Origin of the sequence: Nostoc sp. DedQUE07 (assembly GCF_034530975.2) — a bacterium.
Classification (GTDB): Bacteria; Cyanobacteriota; Cyanobacteriia; order Cyanobacteriales; family Nostocaceae; genus Nostoc.
Window position 1 is genome coordinate 95,747 of sequence record NZ_JAVRCC020000021.1, and the last position, 13,924, is coordinate 109,670.

General features: G+C 41.7%; 16 protein-coding genes. 5 read left to right on the forward strand and 11 right to left on the reverse strand.

Annotated features, from left to right (window positions below):
* The 3 genes from RMZ95_RS17725 to RMZ95_RS17735 all read right to left on the reverse strand — a co-directional run.
* Window positions 1-1,857: protein kinase domain-containing protein (locus RMZ95_RS17725; RefSeq protein WP_409882919.1), on the reverse strand; the 1,857-nt coding region annotated here is incomplete at its 3' end.
* Between the two features lie 70 nt (window positions 1,858-1,927).
* Window positions 1,928-2,167, reverse strand: a complete 240-nt coding sequence (locus RMZ95_RS17730) for a type II toxin-antitoxin system HicA family toxin (protein ID WP_409882934.1) — start codon at window positions 2,165-2,167, stop codon at window positions 1,928-1,930.
* On the reverse strand, window positions 2,167-2,391 hold the full coding sequence (locus RMZ95_RS17735; protein WP_322686671.1) for a hypothetical protein: 225 nt from the start codon (window positions 2,389-2,391) through the stop codon (window positions 2,167-2,169). The genes RMZ95_RS17730 and RMZ95_RS17735 overlap by 1 nt, the downstream gene beginning before the upstream one ends.
* Before the next feature lie 201 nt (window positions 2,392-2,592).
* Here RMZ95_RS17735 and RMZ95_RS17740 point away from each other — a divergent pair, with 201 nt between their 5' ends.
* Window positions 2,593-2,877, forward strand: a complete 285-nt coding sequence (locus RMZ95_RS17740) for a hypothetical protein (protein ID WP_322686670.1) — start codon at window positions 2,593-2,595, stop codon at window positions 2,875-2,877.
* 82 nt (window positions 2,878-2,959) lie between these two features.
* On the opposite strand, the gene RMZ95_RS17745 is transcribed toward RMZ95_RS17740, so the two are convergent.
* The 3 genes from RMZ95_RS17745 to radA all read right to left on the reverse strand — a co-directional run bounded on the left by RMZ95_RS17745 (window position 2,960) and on the right by radA (window position 6,002).
* A complete protein-coding gene (locus RMZ95_RS17745; RefSeq protein WP_322686669.1) occupies window positions 2,960-3,235 on the reverse strand; it encodes a hypothetical protein in 276 nt (91 codons plus the stop codon).
* Between the two features lie 272 nt (window positions 3,236-3,507).
* Complete coding sequence (locus RMZ95_RS17750) at window positions 3,508-4,278, reverse strand: Uma2 family endonuclease (RefSeq protein ID WP_322686668.1); 771 nt, start codon at window positions 4,276-4,278, stop codon at window positions 3,508-3,510.
* Window positions 4,279-4,472: 194 nt separating this feature from the next.
* A complete protein-coding gene (gene radA, locus RMZ95_RS17755) occupies window positions 4,473-6,002 on the reverse strand; it encodes a DNA repair protein RadA (protein WP_322669765.1) in 1,530 nt (509 codons plus the stop codon).
* 170 nt (window positions 6,003-6,172) lie between these two features.
* Here radA and rpaB point away from each other — a divergent pair, with 170 nt between their 5' ends.
* Both rpaB and RMZ95_RS17765 read left to right on the forward strand, forming a co-directional pair.
* Entirely contained in the window at window positions 6,173-6,901 is a 729-nt protein-coding gene (gene rpaB, locus RMZ95_RS17760) for a response regulator transcription factor RpaB (protein ID WP_292866575.1), read from the forward strand.
* Window positions 6,902-7,116: 215 nt separating this feature from the next.
* On the forward strand, window positions 7,117-7,767 hold the full coding sequence (locus tag RMZ95_RS17765; RefSeq protein ID WP_322686667.1) for a cofactor assembly of complex C subunit B: 651 nt from the start codon (window positions 7,117-7,119) through the stop codon (window positions 7,765-7,767).
* Window positions 7,768-7,878: 111 nt separating this feature from the next.
* Here the strand turns inward: RMZ95_RS17765 and RMZ95_RS17770 are convergent, their stop codons facing one another.
* Entirely contained in the window at window positions 7,879-8,793 is a 915-nt protein-coding gene (locus RMZ95_RS17770; protein ID WP_322669767.1) for a M48 family metallopeptidase, read from the reverse strand.
* A gap of 337 nt (window positions 8,794-9,130) precedes the next feature.
* On the opposite strand from RMZ95_RS17770, the gene RMZ95_RS17775 reads away from it, so the two are divergent.
* Together RMZ95_RS17775 and RMZ95_RS17780 are read left to right on the forward strand one after the other, a co-directional pair.
* Window positions 9,131-9,649, forward strand: a complete 519-nt coding sequence (locus RMZ95_RS17775) for a DUF456 domain-containing protein (protein WP_322686666.1) — start codon at window positions 9,131-9,133, stop codon at window positions 9,647-9,649.
* A gap of 548 nt (window positions 9,650-10,197) precedes the next feature.
* Window positions 10,198-10,863 carry a PEP-CTERM sorting domain-containing protein gene (locus tag RMZ95_RS17780; protein WP_322686665.1) on the forward strand — a complete coding sequence of 222 codons (666 nt, stop codon included), beginning with the start codon at window positions 10,198-10,200 and terminating at the stop codon, window positions 10,861-10,863.
* Between the two features lie 263 nt (window positions 10,864-11,126).
* On the opposite strand, the gene nblB is transcribed toward RMZ95_RS17780, so the two are convergent.
* From nblB to RMZ95_RS17800, 4 genes are all read right to left on the reverse strand, one after another.
* Entirely contained in the window at window positions 11,127-11,792 is a 666-nt protein-coding gene (gene nblB / locus RMZ95_RS17785; protein ID WP_322686664.1) for a phycobilisome degradation protein NblB, read from the reverse strand.
* A 66-nt stretch (window positions 11,793-11,858) separates the two neighbouring features.
* Window positions 11,859-12,323 (reverse strand): CBS domain-containing protein, encoded by a 465-nt coding sequence (locus tag RMZ95_RS17790; protein WP_322669771.1) that lies wholly within the window; start codon window positions 12,321-12,323, stop codon window positions 11,859-11,861.
* 161 nt (window positions 12,324-12,484) lie between these two features.
* Window positions 12,485-12,901, reverse strand: coding sequence for an 8-oxo-dGTP diphosphatase MutT (gene mutT / locus RMZ95_RS17795; protein ID WP_322686731.1), 417 nt, complete (start codon window positions 12,899-12,901; stop codon window positions 12,485-12,487).
* Window positions 12,902-13,433: 532 nt separating this feature from the next.
* Window positions 13,434-13,778 carry a DUF760 domain-containing protein gene (locus RMZ95_RS17800; RefSeq protein WP_322686663.1) on the reverse strand — a complete coding sequence of 115 codons (345 nt, stop codon included), beginning with the start codon at window positions 13,776-13,778 and terminating at the stop codon, window positions 13,434-13,436.
* Between the last annotated feature and the right edge of the window lie 146 nt (window positions 13,779-13,924).

Genomic DNA, 13,924 nt, shown 5'->3' on the forward strand with positions numbered 1-13,924 from the left:
CAGTTTGATAGTGTTGTCCTCACTACCACTAGCGAGAATTTGCCCATCACTACTGATGGCGACGGATGTAACATAACTAGAATGACCAGTGAGCTTGCAAATTTTCCTTCCTGTTGTCACTGACCACAGTTTGATAGTGTTGTCCTCACTACCACTAGCGAGAATTTGCCCATCACTACTGATGGCGACGGATGTAACATAACTGGAATGACCAGTGAGGGTGCGAATTTCCCTTCCGGTTGTCACCGACCACAGTTTGATCGTCTTGTCCCAACTACCAATACTAGCGAGAATTTGCCCATCACTACTGATGGCGACGGATGTAACATAACTGGAATGACCAGTAAGGGTGTGAATTTCCCTTCCGGTTGTCACCGACCACAGTTTGATCGTCTTGTCATTACTACCACTGGCAAGAATTTGCCCATCACTACTGATGGTGACGGATTGAACCGAGGAAGAATGACCAGTCAGGGTGCGAATTTCCTTTCCGGTTGTCACCGACCACAGTTTGATCGTCTGGTCATTACTAGCACTGGCAAGAATTTGCCCATCACTACTAATGGCGACGGATTGAACCGAGTAAGAATGACCAGTCAGGGTGCGAACCCTTCCTGTCGCCACCGACCACAGTTTGATAGTGTTGTCCCCACTACTACTGGCGAGAATTTGCCCATCACTACTGATGGCGACGGATTGAACCGAGGAAGAATGACCAGTGAGGGTGCGAATTTCCTTTCCGGTTGTCACCGACCATAGTTTGATCGTCTTGTCCCCACTACCACTGGCGAGAATTTGCCCATCACTACTGATGGTGACGGAACTAACCCAGGAAGAATGACCAGTGAGGGTGCGGAGAAATTGACCTGTGATTGATGAGAACAAGTGAATAAATGAACCTTGCACACTTGCTAAAATATCTTCCTTGGGGCTAAGGGCTACTATTTCACCAGAAATACTGGGGATGATGTGGACGCATTCCCAAGATGGGGGTGTATTGGGACGAGATATTACTGGTTGTGTTGGCGGTATGGAACTAGCACTCAACAAATCCAACCACTCCTGCACAGACTGGGGACGAAACTTGTAATTTAACGCCATCCCCTTCATAATTGCCTCATTCACCTTGTCGCTAACACTGCCATTCAACTCCTTGGGTGCTTGTAGCGTAAAATTTTGCAGCCTAGCTGGTGCTGGCATAGGCAATTGTCCAGCCACTAAAGAATATAATGTAGCGGCTAAGGCATAAACATCTATATATTCTCCCCGTTGTTCAATGGGTGCATATTGTTCTGGTGGCGCGTAACCATGAGTAACACTCTCTGTATGCTGTAAAGCTGCACCGGAAATAAATTGTCTCGCAAGCCCAAAGTCAATTAGCACCGCTTCTGGTTTACCCGCACGCATCATAATATTACCCGGCTTCAAATCCCGATGCAGCAAGCCTTTCTCGTGAACCAATATCAAAGCTTCGCCAATTTGCCGAATATATTGCAGTGCTTCCTCTTCCGGTAACGCCCCTTTGTTGGTGATTCGCTTACCCAAATCTTCGCCTTCGATGTACTCCATCGCCATACAGGGAAAATTACCTTCATTAAAGACATTTTCTACCTGGACAACATGAGGATGGCGACATAAAGCCAGTCGCAAAGCTTCATCCCGGAAGTCATGCCGTAATTTATCTTGATGTGGTATCCATTTGGGATCATTGAGTATTTGTTCTCTGAGGGTTTTGATGACTCGCAACTCGCCGCGTCGATTTTTCGCAAGATAGGTAATCCCAACTCCACCTTCGCCTAATTTTCTCTCGATTATGTAGCGACTACCAAATAACTCCTGCCCTGGATTCCACGCCATTGGTCAAAACCGTAGTTTTACTGATATTTTATTTTTGCACATCATAAATATCAGTTTTTGGCATCTTTACTCAATTTTGCTCATAGGCTGTTAAGAATTCGTCCCGTGAGATACCTACTTGACTGCAAATTGCTCTTAACGTCCCTGATTTAATTTGAGATTGGTTAGGCATTACTAATGGTGTCTGCGAGCCATCTTCATTTTCTCGCGTCATGACAATATGTTCACGTTCCCGAACAATGCGAAATCCCAACAACTCAAATGCTTTGATAACTCTCTTCTTTGGAGCATCAACAGGAAACTTCGGTATTAAATAGCCACCTCTGCTTCTGTCAGAAAAGCCTCAATTATTGGTGAGTCATCTCCAAGCATTTCTTTGCCAAATATTTCAATGTAGCAGCGAATAGCTGACTTGATATCGGCTAAGGCTTCTTCATAGGTGTCACCTTGACCAACGATCGCCCCTTTTATACCCAGAGGGTAGGCAACATAACCGTTAGAATGTTTTTCTACAATAATTTTGATTTGTTTCATCGCTAAGGCTTTGGCAAGCGAGATTTTAGGCGATTTTGATGGAGCGTACAATAAGCAGTATATTCAATCGTAATCAATTTATGGCGATCGCATTTTTAGATTACTATGTTCCTAATTTGCAACGACTTCTTTTCCGAAGCTAAACTTTATGCAATGCTGATGGAGCCTACAATAAGCAGTGTATTCAATTGTAATAAACTTATGGTGATCGCAGTAGCTAAACCCTCATCCTGGCTAGAGAATGGAATTCGACTTGAAAAAGTTAGTAATATTAATCTATTTAAAATTACAGATGAATTGTCAGATCGGATGCAAGAACTTGTTGATAAGAAAACAGCTAATTCTCAAACACCAGAAGAAGAGGCTGAACTGGAAGCAATTGGAGAATTAGTGATAATTGTTACCTACATCAATGGGATGATTGCTAATGAAGCGCAAGAATCCAACGAGACAGAAAACAGGGACATGGGAATAGACAGAAATTAATCCAATAATCCTATCTGATTTGTGAAAATTTGCACTGTTCGGCTCCCCGACTTTTTAAAAAAGTCGGGGAGCTAATTAGGTTTTATTGCATCAAAATTTGCCGGATTAAAATACTCATTACCTCATCTGGGTTGCCGGTTGGTACCAGTGGACTCCAATCTCCTACGCTGGCGTAGCCAATTACCTGCAAATAGTGAATTGTACTGGTAACGGCTTTGGTTGAACCAATCAATATATGCTTAATCGGTTCTCTCTTGGGAAATGGCTGTTCAGTTGATTGTTTGACAGTAGGTGTATCTAAATATTCACCTAAGAACTGCTCTAACTTTGACTGGGCGGAATCTTCTTCTTGTGCCATGATTGTATTTATCTCCTGATAAGGGGGCCGATAAGGGCGATCGCATTCATCTTTTGCCGGATTGAGCGATCGCCTTTATCATGGTTTCATTTTAATGTATAAAATTATACTTGTTAACTATTAATTCAAAAATTTCTATCAATAATTCCGAAATTTTAATGTCAATAAATTAGGTCTAATTCGAGTTATTTAAGATTTTATTGCTATAAAAAAATGCTAGATTTAGCAAATTTTTAACTAAACCTAGCAATCCTAAATTATTTACAAGAAGTCTAATCTTTAGGTTCAATTCCCGCCGCCCGCAATTGTGCTGCTAGTCGTTGGGCGCGTTGTTGTTCTTGTTCGGCGCGTTGTCGTTCTTGTTCAGCGCGTTGTCGTTCTTGTTGGGCGCGTTGGCTTTCCTGTTGAGCTAACTCAGAACCCCAAGGTAAAAGGTTTTCTTGTTCGTCCCACCACCGTAACCACTTTCCTGGGCGATTTTCACGAGTACCTTGCCACACCCCAAGGTAAAGATTCATTTCTGCTATCCAGTAGAGTTGATTTTCATCAGGCCCTTGCAAAATGTATTGTTCTGTATTCTGCAAGCGATACATCTCGAAACTGCCGCTATCTGGCTCAAAGATAATATAGTTTGGTACTTTTAAGATGCGCTCGTAGAAAAACCATTTTCCTGGGGGATATGTTGCTTTGATAGAATATTCTGTTTCCTGTGTATCGGAAATAAATTCCATCACAATTACGGGAATATCACCCTGTAATTGAGGTGTGTAACTGCGTATTACTTCTTCTCTACTAACATTAATTTTGGCAATGAAAGCCCAATCAGGAGCTTTAATGACCATTTTGTTGTTTAAAGTGGCACAAATACCGTAATTAGTTGTTGTTAGGGCGTTAGCTGAAATTTTTCCGGCTAATTGTAGGCTTTCTGTAAGTGCAGCAGCTAAGGCTGGTTGGTTGATGTTATCCACTGGATCATCTGGCAGTTTGTAATCATCGGGTAGTTTTTCCCAAGTGATTTGGTAGTCTTGGGTGAGGGCTGTCATGATCGGTTTTCCTTTAGGATTGGGCATTGGGGAGCCAGCGCTGTGGGCGGGTTTCCCGACTTGAGGCGACTGGCGTCATTGGGCATTGGGAAAGAGAAGGCAGGGGTGCACAGGGGCAGAGGGGGAGAGGGGAAAAACTTACTGCAACTTCTTCCCTGCTCCCTCATCTCCCTCATCTTCCTAGTCCCCAATAGTTACTCATCTTCATCAGGTTCTAAATCGTCGGCTGTCAATTCTTGATGCGGGATGGCGGCAATAATCGCATCTATTACTTTGGCAACGGGTAAAATCTCGATATCAAGATCGGGGAATTTTTGTCCTTTAGGGACGATCGCTCTTTTAAATCCCAATTTAGCTGCTTCTTTCAACCTTAGTTCCATTTGGGAAACCGATCGCACTTGTCCACCTAACCCAACTTCACCGATTAATACTGTACCGGGATCGACGATGCGATCGCGGAAACTAGCTACAATTGCGATCGCAATTCCTAAATCTACCGCCGGTTCTTCTACATTCAACCCACCCGCCGAAGCAACGTAAGAATCTAACTTGGACATGGGAATTCCCACTCGTTTTTCTAAGACGGCAAGAATTTGCACTAAGCGGTTGTAGTCTACGCCAGTTCCAGCACGCCGAGGGGAAGGGTAGCTGGTAGGACTCACTAAAGCCTGCAATTCTACAACGATCGGGCGAGTGCCTTCACAAGCCACGACAATGGCAGTACCTGGTGCGGGATCGTCACGGTTGCCTAAAAATAGCTCTGAGGGGTTGGAGACTTCTCGCAATCCATCTGTCACCATTTCAAAGATACCGATTTCGTGAGTTGCGCCGAAGCGGTTTTTGACTGTCCGTAATAACCGATGGGAAGCAAAGCGATCGCCTTCAAAATACAACACTGTATCGACTAAATGTTCTAAAACTTTTGGCCCAGCGATCGCTCCTTCTTTGGTGACGTGTCCCACAATCAGCATGGTAATATCTTCGTGCTTCGCCACCTTCATCAGTGCTGCGGTACATTCTCGTACCTGAGCCACTGAACCTGGTGCAGAAGTCAACGCTGGAAAAAACACTGTTTGGATACTATCAATTACCGCCACATTTGGTTTGAGAGAGTCTATTTCCCGTAAAATTTCTTCTAAATCTGTTTCTGGCAGTACATATAAATCTGCACCTATACTGTCAGGGTCTATAGAAATCGTAGTATCTTCTACTACTACTGTTACCTTCTCCTCGTTTACCATACTTAGGGGTTTTGATACTCCCAACCGAGAAGCTCGTAATTTTACCTGCTGTCCTGATTCTTCACCAGTTACGTAAAGGATGCGATATTTCTGTGCTAATTGATTAGATACTTGCAACAATAAAGTCGATTTACCAATCCCTGGATCGCCACCAATCAGCACCATAGAGCCAGGGACAACCCCACCTCCAAGTACTCGATCTAATTCTCCATAACCAGACTCCCAGCGAGCGATTTGGCGATCGGTAATTTGGTTAAATGTTAAGGAGGCTCGCGCTTTAGCTGGTTTAGCGTGAGATTTGCCATTGCTTTGAGTTGATTGCCAACCACTCACTCCCCCCCGACTGGGTACATCTACTGAGGATTGAATCGAAATTTGTTCTTCTAGAGAGTTGTAAGTGCCGCAAGCTGGACACTTACCAAACCATTGGGGCGATTCTGCTCCACATTCATTACAAACAAAAAAGGTTTTTGGCTTTGCCATTCTTAAATCTTATTAAATAATCTTAATATTTACTTAATTCTTGAAAAAAACTAAAAACTAATAATAGTGGTATTTAGAGCTTTTTCCAAATCAATTCATGGAATGATATCTTAATATTATGGTATTAAAAATTAATCATGTAAATTTTTAGTCAAGGAGCCTAGAGAAACTTGGAAAGCCATAAAGAAAAAATCTTGGTGGTAGACGACGAAGCCAGCATTCGCCGGATTTTGGAAACACGCCTTTCCATGATTGGCTACGATGTAGTGACCGCTGGCGACGGGGAAGAAGCTTTGGATACTTTTCGCAAAACTGAGCCTGACCTGGTAGTTTTAGATGTAATGATGCCAAAGTTAGACGGCTATGGTGTATGTCAAGAATTACGAAAAGAATCAGATGTCCCCATTATTATGCTAACAGCTTTGGGTGATGTCGCCGATCGCATCACCGGCTTAGAATTGGGTGCTGATGACTATGTAGTTAAACCATTTTCCCCCAAGGAGCTAGAAGCCCGGATTCGCTCGGTGCTGCGGCGAGTAGATAAAAACGGTGCTTCTGGAATTCCCAGTTCTGGGGTAATTCATGTCGCGAATATTAAAATCGATACGAATAAGCGACAAGTCTACAAAGGCGATGAGCGGATTCGATTGACGGGTATGGAGTTCAGCTTGTTAGAGTTGTTAGTCAGTCGCTCTGGAGAAGCTTTTTCTCGTTCGGAAATTTTGCAGGAAGTATGGGGTTATACACCAGAACGCCATGTGGATACCCGCGTAGTAGATGTGCATATATCGCGTTTGCGAGCAAAATTAGAAGACGATCCTAGCAACCCAGAATTGATTCTCACAGCGAGGGGTACTGGTTATCTTTTCCAGCGGATTATTGAACCAGGGGAAGAGTGAGGAGATGAGGTAGGGGGGCAGGGGAGCAGGGGAGCAGGGGGGACAAGGGGGACAAGGGGGACAAGGGGGAATTATTGAACAAGTCTTTTTCTTATCTCCCCCCTCTTCCTTGTCTACCTTGTCTCTTCTCAATGCCCAATGCCCAATGCCCAATGCCCCATGCCCAATGCCCCATGCCCAATGACAAATGACAAATGACAAATGACAAATGACAAATGACTAAACCCGATCCTAATCGAGTTTTGCGGCGTCTACCCATTGTTGTAGGTGGTCTAGGCGCTGTACTTTTATTGATTAACCGTTTATTAACACCGGAATTAACCCAATCTCAATCGCGTGGTGATGTAGTGGGCGTGATTTTGAGTGCGGTGTTAATTTTGACGGGTTTAATTTGGCAGCAAGTTCAGCCGCGATCGCCTGATACTGTAGAACTAATAGGAGAAGAAGGTTTTGTACTCGCAACAGATTTACCCGAAGCCGTAAAAACAGAGCTCGCCTGGGCATCTCATTTATTGTTGACTAATACAGTAACGCGATCGCTCGTGGTTTTTTATCAAGGTAAAGTTTTGTTGCGTCGCGGGATTCTGGGTACTAAATCTGAGGTTGTGCCAGGAGTAATCTTAAAACAGGTACTCGAAAAACAAAAGCCGATTTATTTAGTTGCTCTAAAAATATATCCAGGTAGAGTTGAATTTGATTATTTACCAGAAAATACTCAAGGTGTAATTTGTCAACCTATTGGCAACCAAGGTGCGTTAATTTTGGGCGCGAACGCTCCTCGCAGTTACACCAAACAAGATGAAAACTGGATTGCAGGAATTGCTAATAAATTAGCCGTTACTCTTGACTCGACTTTATCCAACTAAGTGACGTAAAAATTTAGCTTGGTCATGTGGGACAATAACTCGTAATTTGTAATTCCTACTCAAATTAACTTGCTTGTATCTATAGTTAATTACGAATTACGAATTATTAAGTCACCAAGAAGTCAAAAAATTCCAACCTTCCTTTTCTTCTGGTGTCTTTGCTTCTTTTTCTTCTGGTTCTTCCGGGATATTTAAATTTGTCTGTTGAATTAAATTATCATAAGCTCCTGAATCAACCCATTTTAATAATTCGCCAGCCCGCATAACTATCCAAGAAAGCCCAGGCTCTGTATAACTTAATATTTTAGTGACTTTATCCACGCTATCAAAGTTATTGGATGCAAATTCACGGGCTTGGATAAGAAAATCTTCAATTACAGTAGTAGTCAAGTACTCATCTGGTAAACCTGCAAGTTTCATCAGTGTAGTAGTTGCTACGTCAATATCCTGACAAGCAAGCATTGCAGCCCGATCGGCAGTGAATCTAGCCATCATTCGCCAATTATACAAACCTAGTTCCATTCCGCCAGCTACCAAGCCACCGACTCCGAGTGTGGTACTGCTCAACAAATTTTTCAAAGTTGGCATAACAATTGCCATTTGGTGATAAACCATGTGCTGACTTTTGATGCGAGCGACTTCATGTCCGAAAATGTAAAGCAACTCATCTACGCCAAGCCACTCCATTGCATCTAAATTGATACCGACAATGGGTTTTTCTACGCCAACAATGTAGCTTTGAATGTGACCTGTGCCTCGAAATAGATACAATTCAGGAAGTGGAGCAACATCAAGAATTTGGCAGGTTTCTACAAATGCTTGATGTAATTCGGGAAAATTACGGGGCGAAATTCTGATTTCACTACCAAGACTTTGCAGTCTAAGTAGGCGATCGATACCGTATTCGTTAATTTTTTTGAGTAGTAGTGAGACACCGGGCATATTTTGTAAAGAAGCCAAGGCTTTGCGATCGAAGGGGTGCTCGTAGGCTTCCGAACTTAGTCCAGTTAATATTTTTCTCGTCATAGGTTTTGAGCTTTTAAATAGCAGTTTAGAAGCATTAGGCAAACTTGCACTACATTGTACTAGGCATTTTTCGCTATCTTACCCAGATAGAATAAACAGTAGGGGATTACAGATGTGCATTGGTGTCAACTTAACGTGAAAGCCAGCCTAGAACCAGCTTTTAGATATTGTTTCGTTGTCTCGTTTCTAGTCTCCGACTGGGAATGCCGTCCTAGAGGCTCTGCCGCCAGGAGCAGCATTTCGCTGGAAACGGGATTTGAAAAGGCTTCTAGCTTAAGTTGACACCAATAACAGATGTGCGCCCCAATGAGAGAATTTGGAAATTTACAATTAATCTATGCAAATTATTTATTGGCTATTAGTTGCTGTAATGGTTGTGGGTATTATTGGTGCTGTAGTTCCAGCCATTCCCGGTAGCAGCTTAATTTTAATTGCAATTATTGTCTGGGGCATCGTTAGTAGTTCTTTTGCAGTTATCAAGATTCCACTAATTGTGACAATTATAGTTTTACTGCTCAGTGTCGGAGTAGATTTTTTAGCTAGCTATGTAGGAGCAAAACAAGCTGGAGCTAGCAAGTGGGGGCAAATTGGCGCAATTGTTGGTTTGGTGGTAGGATTTTTGGGATTATTGCCAACTTTACCTTTTGGGGGGCCATTATTAGGAATTTTACTAGGCCCGCTTTTGGGAGCAATTATTGGTGAGTACCTTTACCGACGTGAATTTGGGTTAGCGGTTAAAGCAGGTATAGGAATTGTAGTTGGGTCTTTGGTTGGAAATTTGATTCAAGGATTGTTAGCGATCGCCGCAGTTGTAGTTTTTGTTATCACAACCTGGCCACAGGTATATGGCTCTTAGCATTTAAAAAATCTGACAGATTTGAGAACAGAGATAATAGCTAGCAACTAGCTATTTGTTACAAATATTCAAAAAGACTATCTATAGTAAACAAATACAGCGGTTCCTCCCATTTATTCTATGAGAGGAACCGTTTCACTAAATATTTAGTAACTAGAAAGATTATAGATACACTTCATACTCCATTTATCTAAAATAGAGTTTAGCTGCTGAGAGTGTTTTTATATACTATTAGAAGTATATTTACGCAAACAATTTTTCTTGAAGTTGGAGCTATTGCCAATAATTTCAACCCTAGAGAGTAAGAGATATACGAAGCGCAGATATGTAAGAAATTAAAATTTTATGAAGACTATTTGTTAATTGAAGATGTGATGAAGACCACTCAGTAAATATTGCAGGTTCTAAGTCTATGTGATTTTATGGAGATAAGAAATACATCACGCAAGTTTCGCTTTCACTGACAGTATTTTAAATAGATTACTGATAGTAAAGGTCAAGCAATCAATTTCTCTGTTCCAGGTTATTATTAGGACTCTCAAACACTCATGATTAATTTTAAATCTAAATTACTAAACGCTACTTTAGCTGCTAGTTTTGCAATCCCCTTGGCTACTGCTGGGGTGTTTACATCTGCTGGTTCAGCTCAAGCTGTAACCTTGAACGGAAGTATTGGTCTTACTGGTACATCTATCGTTCCTAATGATGGAGTCAATCCAGTTAATACTAGTATCAAATTTGTCGATATTGATGGTATTGATACTGATGGTGATTTTGCCGCCTTCTCACCAAGCCTATCAGGCACAGGTATTACCATTAACACTCTAAATTTAACCAAGATAGCTAATGTATCAAGCACAACAGCTACATATTCTACAGGCGTTTACACCCCGTTCATTAATTTCGGTTCGCGAACCTTGGGTAGTACTACTGCGCTTCTGACCTTTGATCTAGATGATTCTGTAGTTACCAGAACTCGGAAATCGGCTACCAACATTAATGACGTAATATTGGATGGGATTACGGGGAAATTTAATTTCAATGGAAAAACTATTGGGATTGGCAATTTGGGTGCTTCTCTTAATGGAAAAACAAGCGAGTACCACTTAACTCTCGAAGCAGTTAGCGTTCCTGAACCAACCACAATGCTAGGTTTAGGTTTAGTTGGTGCTGGCATGGTTATGTCTCGACGCCGCAAAAGTGCCATTCAATAGTCCTATCCTAAATATAAAAAAGTTACCTTTAATTGCTAAAAGTAACTCTAATTAATCTATTCGATCTGGCTGGAATGCAAATTCTCCCAACCAGGTCGAATTTTTTATACTGTCAGATAAATCTATATGAATGGTGAATTTTCTTAACCTTATACCAATTCAATTAATGATTGCAACACATTCTTGGGTAAAGACGCGATTCATCGCGTCTCTACAAATAGTCTATTTGTCGCATTCTTTTTTCAAATTGGTATTAGATAGACTTAAACTGACTGCAAAGATTGTTTAGCTTCGCTTGCGATCGCATCTACTTCATCATTAGCCAAAGTTTCTAATATAGATTTGGCTTCTGGATTACCCAAACGAGCCAAGGCTTGTACAAGTCTGTAACGAATTTGCCAATCTGGATTGGTAGCATAGGGAGCCAACAGAGGAACTGCTTGTACATCTCCCAAGTCACCCAAAGAACTAATAGCAGCAGTTTGGACTAATTCGTTTTCTGATGAGAGTGCCTCTTTAAGTAGTTCAAAGGCTCGCGGATCGCCCAACTCTCCTAATGTAGCAATAATACTGAATTGTATTAGCCATTCACCGGTTGTATGATAAAGCTGCTGTAAATCTTCAAAAGCTTCACGTAACTTTAGAGCGCCCAAACAGTCTGCTGCTGCTGCTTGTACATCTACTTCGGAGTCATGAAGTAAGCGATCGCGCAAGATATCCAAGGATAACTGTAAATCTTGGGTTCCAAGTGTATCCATTTGACTCACTGCTGAGTAACGAACACGGGAATTGCGATCGCCAATAGCACTTTGAATTAATTCAAAGCCAACCGCAGGTTCCAATTCGCGGATTTGATTTACAGCACGTAAGCGATCGCCTAAATCCTCAGAACTGAGCAATTGCTTAACAGACTCCGGAGTAATACTCATTTAGTTATCCTTGATTTTCAAATGTATAAAAAAGACAGACGCGATTAATCGCGTCTCTACTTTTGACTAATCTTGACTAGCAGCCATAGCTCGAATAACATCACCACGAGTCAGGATACCAATTACTTGACCTGTACTATCAAGTACTGGCAAGCGGTGAACGCTGCGATCGTGCATGATTGTAGCTGCTTCTTTTAAAGTTTTATCAGGGGAAATAGCGATCGGGTTTTTACTCATCACCTCCCCGACGGTTTGCCCTAAAGCCTTATGCAAATCACGGTCATACGTAGCAGGATTTTTTAAATAGATAACACTATCAAGAAACATAATGTACGCAGGTGGAGTAACACCAGTTTCTTGCCACATCAAATCAGTTTCCGAGATAATGCCTACCAATTTACCGAGATCGTCCACAACAGGTAGTCCGCTGATATGGCGTTCTGCGAGAATTTGGATAGCTTCCTTGAGTGGAGTTTCCTCCCGGACAACAATAGGATCGCGGCTCATCACATCGGCAACGGTTTTAGGCATTTATTTGCTGACACCTTAAATCAAAGTCCCTGCGCCTATTGTAGAAAATTGCGGGACTCAACCTGATGCAATTAATAGATTGTTACGGGATTAGTCATTGGTGATTGGACATGGTTATTCTCATTGTCCCTTTGTCTCCCCCTGCTCGCTCTGCTTCTTTGCTAGTCCTCAGTCACTTTTAATGCAGCAATAATTTGAGTATTTGCTTTCGGAAAAGTAAAATGCTCCAGTTCTTCCAAAGTTACCCAGCGAATTTCATCGGATTCTAAAGGTTGGGGCATACCTGTAAGATGGCGGCAGTGATGTACTGTGAGGGTAACGCGCAAGTTTGTATAACTGTGGTCAATAGTAATCAGATGCTCTCCCACTTCAATTACTATTCCCAGTTCTTCGGAAATTTCCCGTTGAATACATTCTTGGATGGTTTCACCAGGCTCTATTTTACCACCAGGAAATTCCCACAAACCACCCATCGCTCCTTCTGGACGACGGCGGTCAATCAAAATTTGCTTTTGGTCATTCCAAATTACTGCAACACCAATGATTTTATGGGGTGGGAAAGAACTGGTTTCATTCATAATTGAATGGGGAGTAGAGAGTAGAGAAAGAATTCCTGAATTTTGATTCTTGACTAATAACAAAACTCGGCAGACTACTTGTAACTCTGCCGAGTTTAGATTTATTGCAAAAGTCATTTAGCACTGTTCGTTTATCCACAAATGTGCATTAATCATCTACAAATACACCTCTAATATCGTGTCTGGTTAAAAACTTCTTATTAAGACCGCAAAGGCCTAGAGGAAAGGAATTTTCCGGTATTCTGCATAGATTCGGGAGTTATACCTAACTAGCCTGACATCAATAATTGATTGAATCAACACAAAATTACAGGAGTTCACAGAGAAGCGGAATCAAAAACTCCGCGTTCCTCTGCGTTTAAATTTCAACCTGAATTCGTCACTATTTTGGATATTTTAAAAAACTTAACTGATGTATAATCGTAAATTAGCGGTAAAGATTTCGCAGAGACTTATTTTCAACTCGTATCGCTGTAACTATAACTAGCTATCAGTTCAACACTATTGATTGAATTTCCCAAATTTTACATTTCTAGTCAATTTCGCTGTTGTCGGTATCAGATCCTTGTAAGGCCATTTCAAAATTCATTCTCTGTTCGGCGTTACGTAAGAAATAACCACTAATCATCGCAGAAGCAAGAAGCCTACCTAGATTTTCCCGATTTGTGGTGACAGTAACACCAAAGTGTTCTGAAGGTAGATTACCTAATAGTCCTGTAATATTTCGTTCCATCACCTGAAAGACTTCGGCAGACGTGGGTTTGGATAGCTGGGTAACTGTCTCTGGACTCAAGGATTTAACGTACTGCCATAGTAAATCGTTAATTTCTGCTTCGCTATTAAAAAATTCTGAGACACGATTGGATGGGTTACTCATTTTTTAGCTCCTTAACTACCACTATTAGCTGCGGTGCTTGTGATTTGAATATTAAATGTTTGTTTTGGATTTGACTTAGTTATTTTGTCTTCCTGTCAACTAATGTAACAGCCTAGCGTAAGAGTGGAAGTAGGTGTAACCGTACC

What these genes read in the sequence shown, in the direction of transcription:
- radA (WP_322669765.1), bottom strand. Translation starts at nt 6,002, where the DNA reads ATGGCAAAGCCAAAAACCTTTTTTGTTTGTAATGAATGTGGAGCAGAA.
- RMZ95_RS17740 (WP_322686670.1), top strand. Translation starts at nt 2,593, where the DNA reads ATGGTGATCGCAGTAGCTAAACCCTCATCCTGGCTAGAGAATGGAATT.
- RMZ95_RS17750 (WP_322686668.1), bottom strand. Translation starts at nt 4,278, where the DNA reads ATGACAGCCCTCACCCAAGACTACCAAATCACTTGGGAAAAACTACCC.
- RMZ95_RS17775 (WP_322686666.1), top strand. Translation starts at nt 9,131, where the DNA reads ATGCAAATTATTTATTGGCTATTAGTTGCTGTAATGGTTGTGGGTATT.
- RMZ95_RS17780 (WP_322686665.1), top strand. Translation starts at nt 10,198, where the DNA reads ATGATTAATTTTAAATCTAAATTACTAAACGCTACTTTAGCTGCTAGT.
- RMZ95_RS17790 (WP_322669771.1), bottom strand. Translation starts at nt 12,323, where the DNA reads ATGCCTAAAACCGTTGCCGATGTGATGAGCCGCGATCCTATTGTTGTC.
- RMZ95_RS17765 (WP_322686667.1), top strand. Translation starts at nt 7,117, where the DNA reads ATGACTAAACCCGATCCTAATCGAGTTTTGCGGCGTCTACCCATTGTT.
- RMZ95_RS17800 (WP_322686663.1), bottom strand. Translation starts at nt 13,778, where the DNA reads ATGAGTAACCCATCCAATCGTGTCTCAGAATTTTTTAATAGCGAAGCA.
- RMZ95_RS17735 (WP_322686671.1), bottom strand. Translation starts at nt 2,391, where the DNA reads ATGAAACAAATCAAAATTATTGTAGAAAAACATTCTAACGGTTATGTT.
- mutT (WP_322686731.1), bottom strand. Translation starts at nt 12,901, where the DNA reads ATGAATGAAACCAGTTCTTTCCCACCCCATAAAATCATTGGTGTTGCA.
- RMZ95_RS17745 (WP_322686669.1), bottom strand. Translation starts at nt 3,235, where the DNA reads ATGGCACAAGAAGAAGATTCCGCCCAGTCAAAGTTAGAGCAGTTCTTA.
- RMZ95_RS17770 (WP_322669767.1), bottom strand. Translation starts at nt 8,793, where the DNA reads ATGACGAGAAAAATATTAACTGGACTAAGTTCGGAAGCCTACGAGCAC.
- nblB (WP_322686664.1), bottom strand. Translation starts at nt 11,792, where the DNA reads ATGAGTATTACTCCGGAGTCTGTTAAGCAATTGCTCAGTTCTGAGGAT.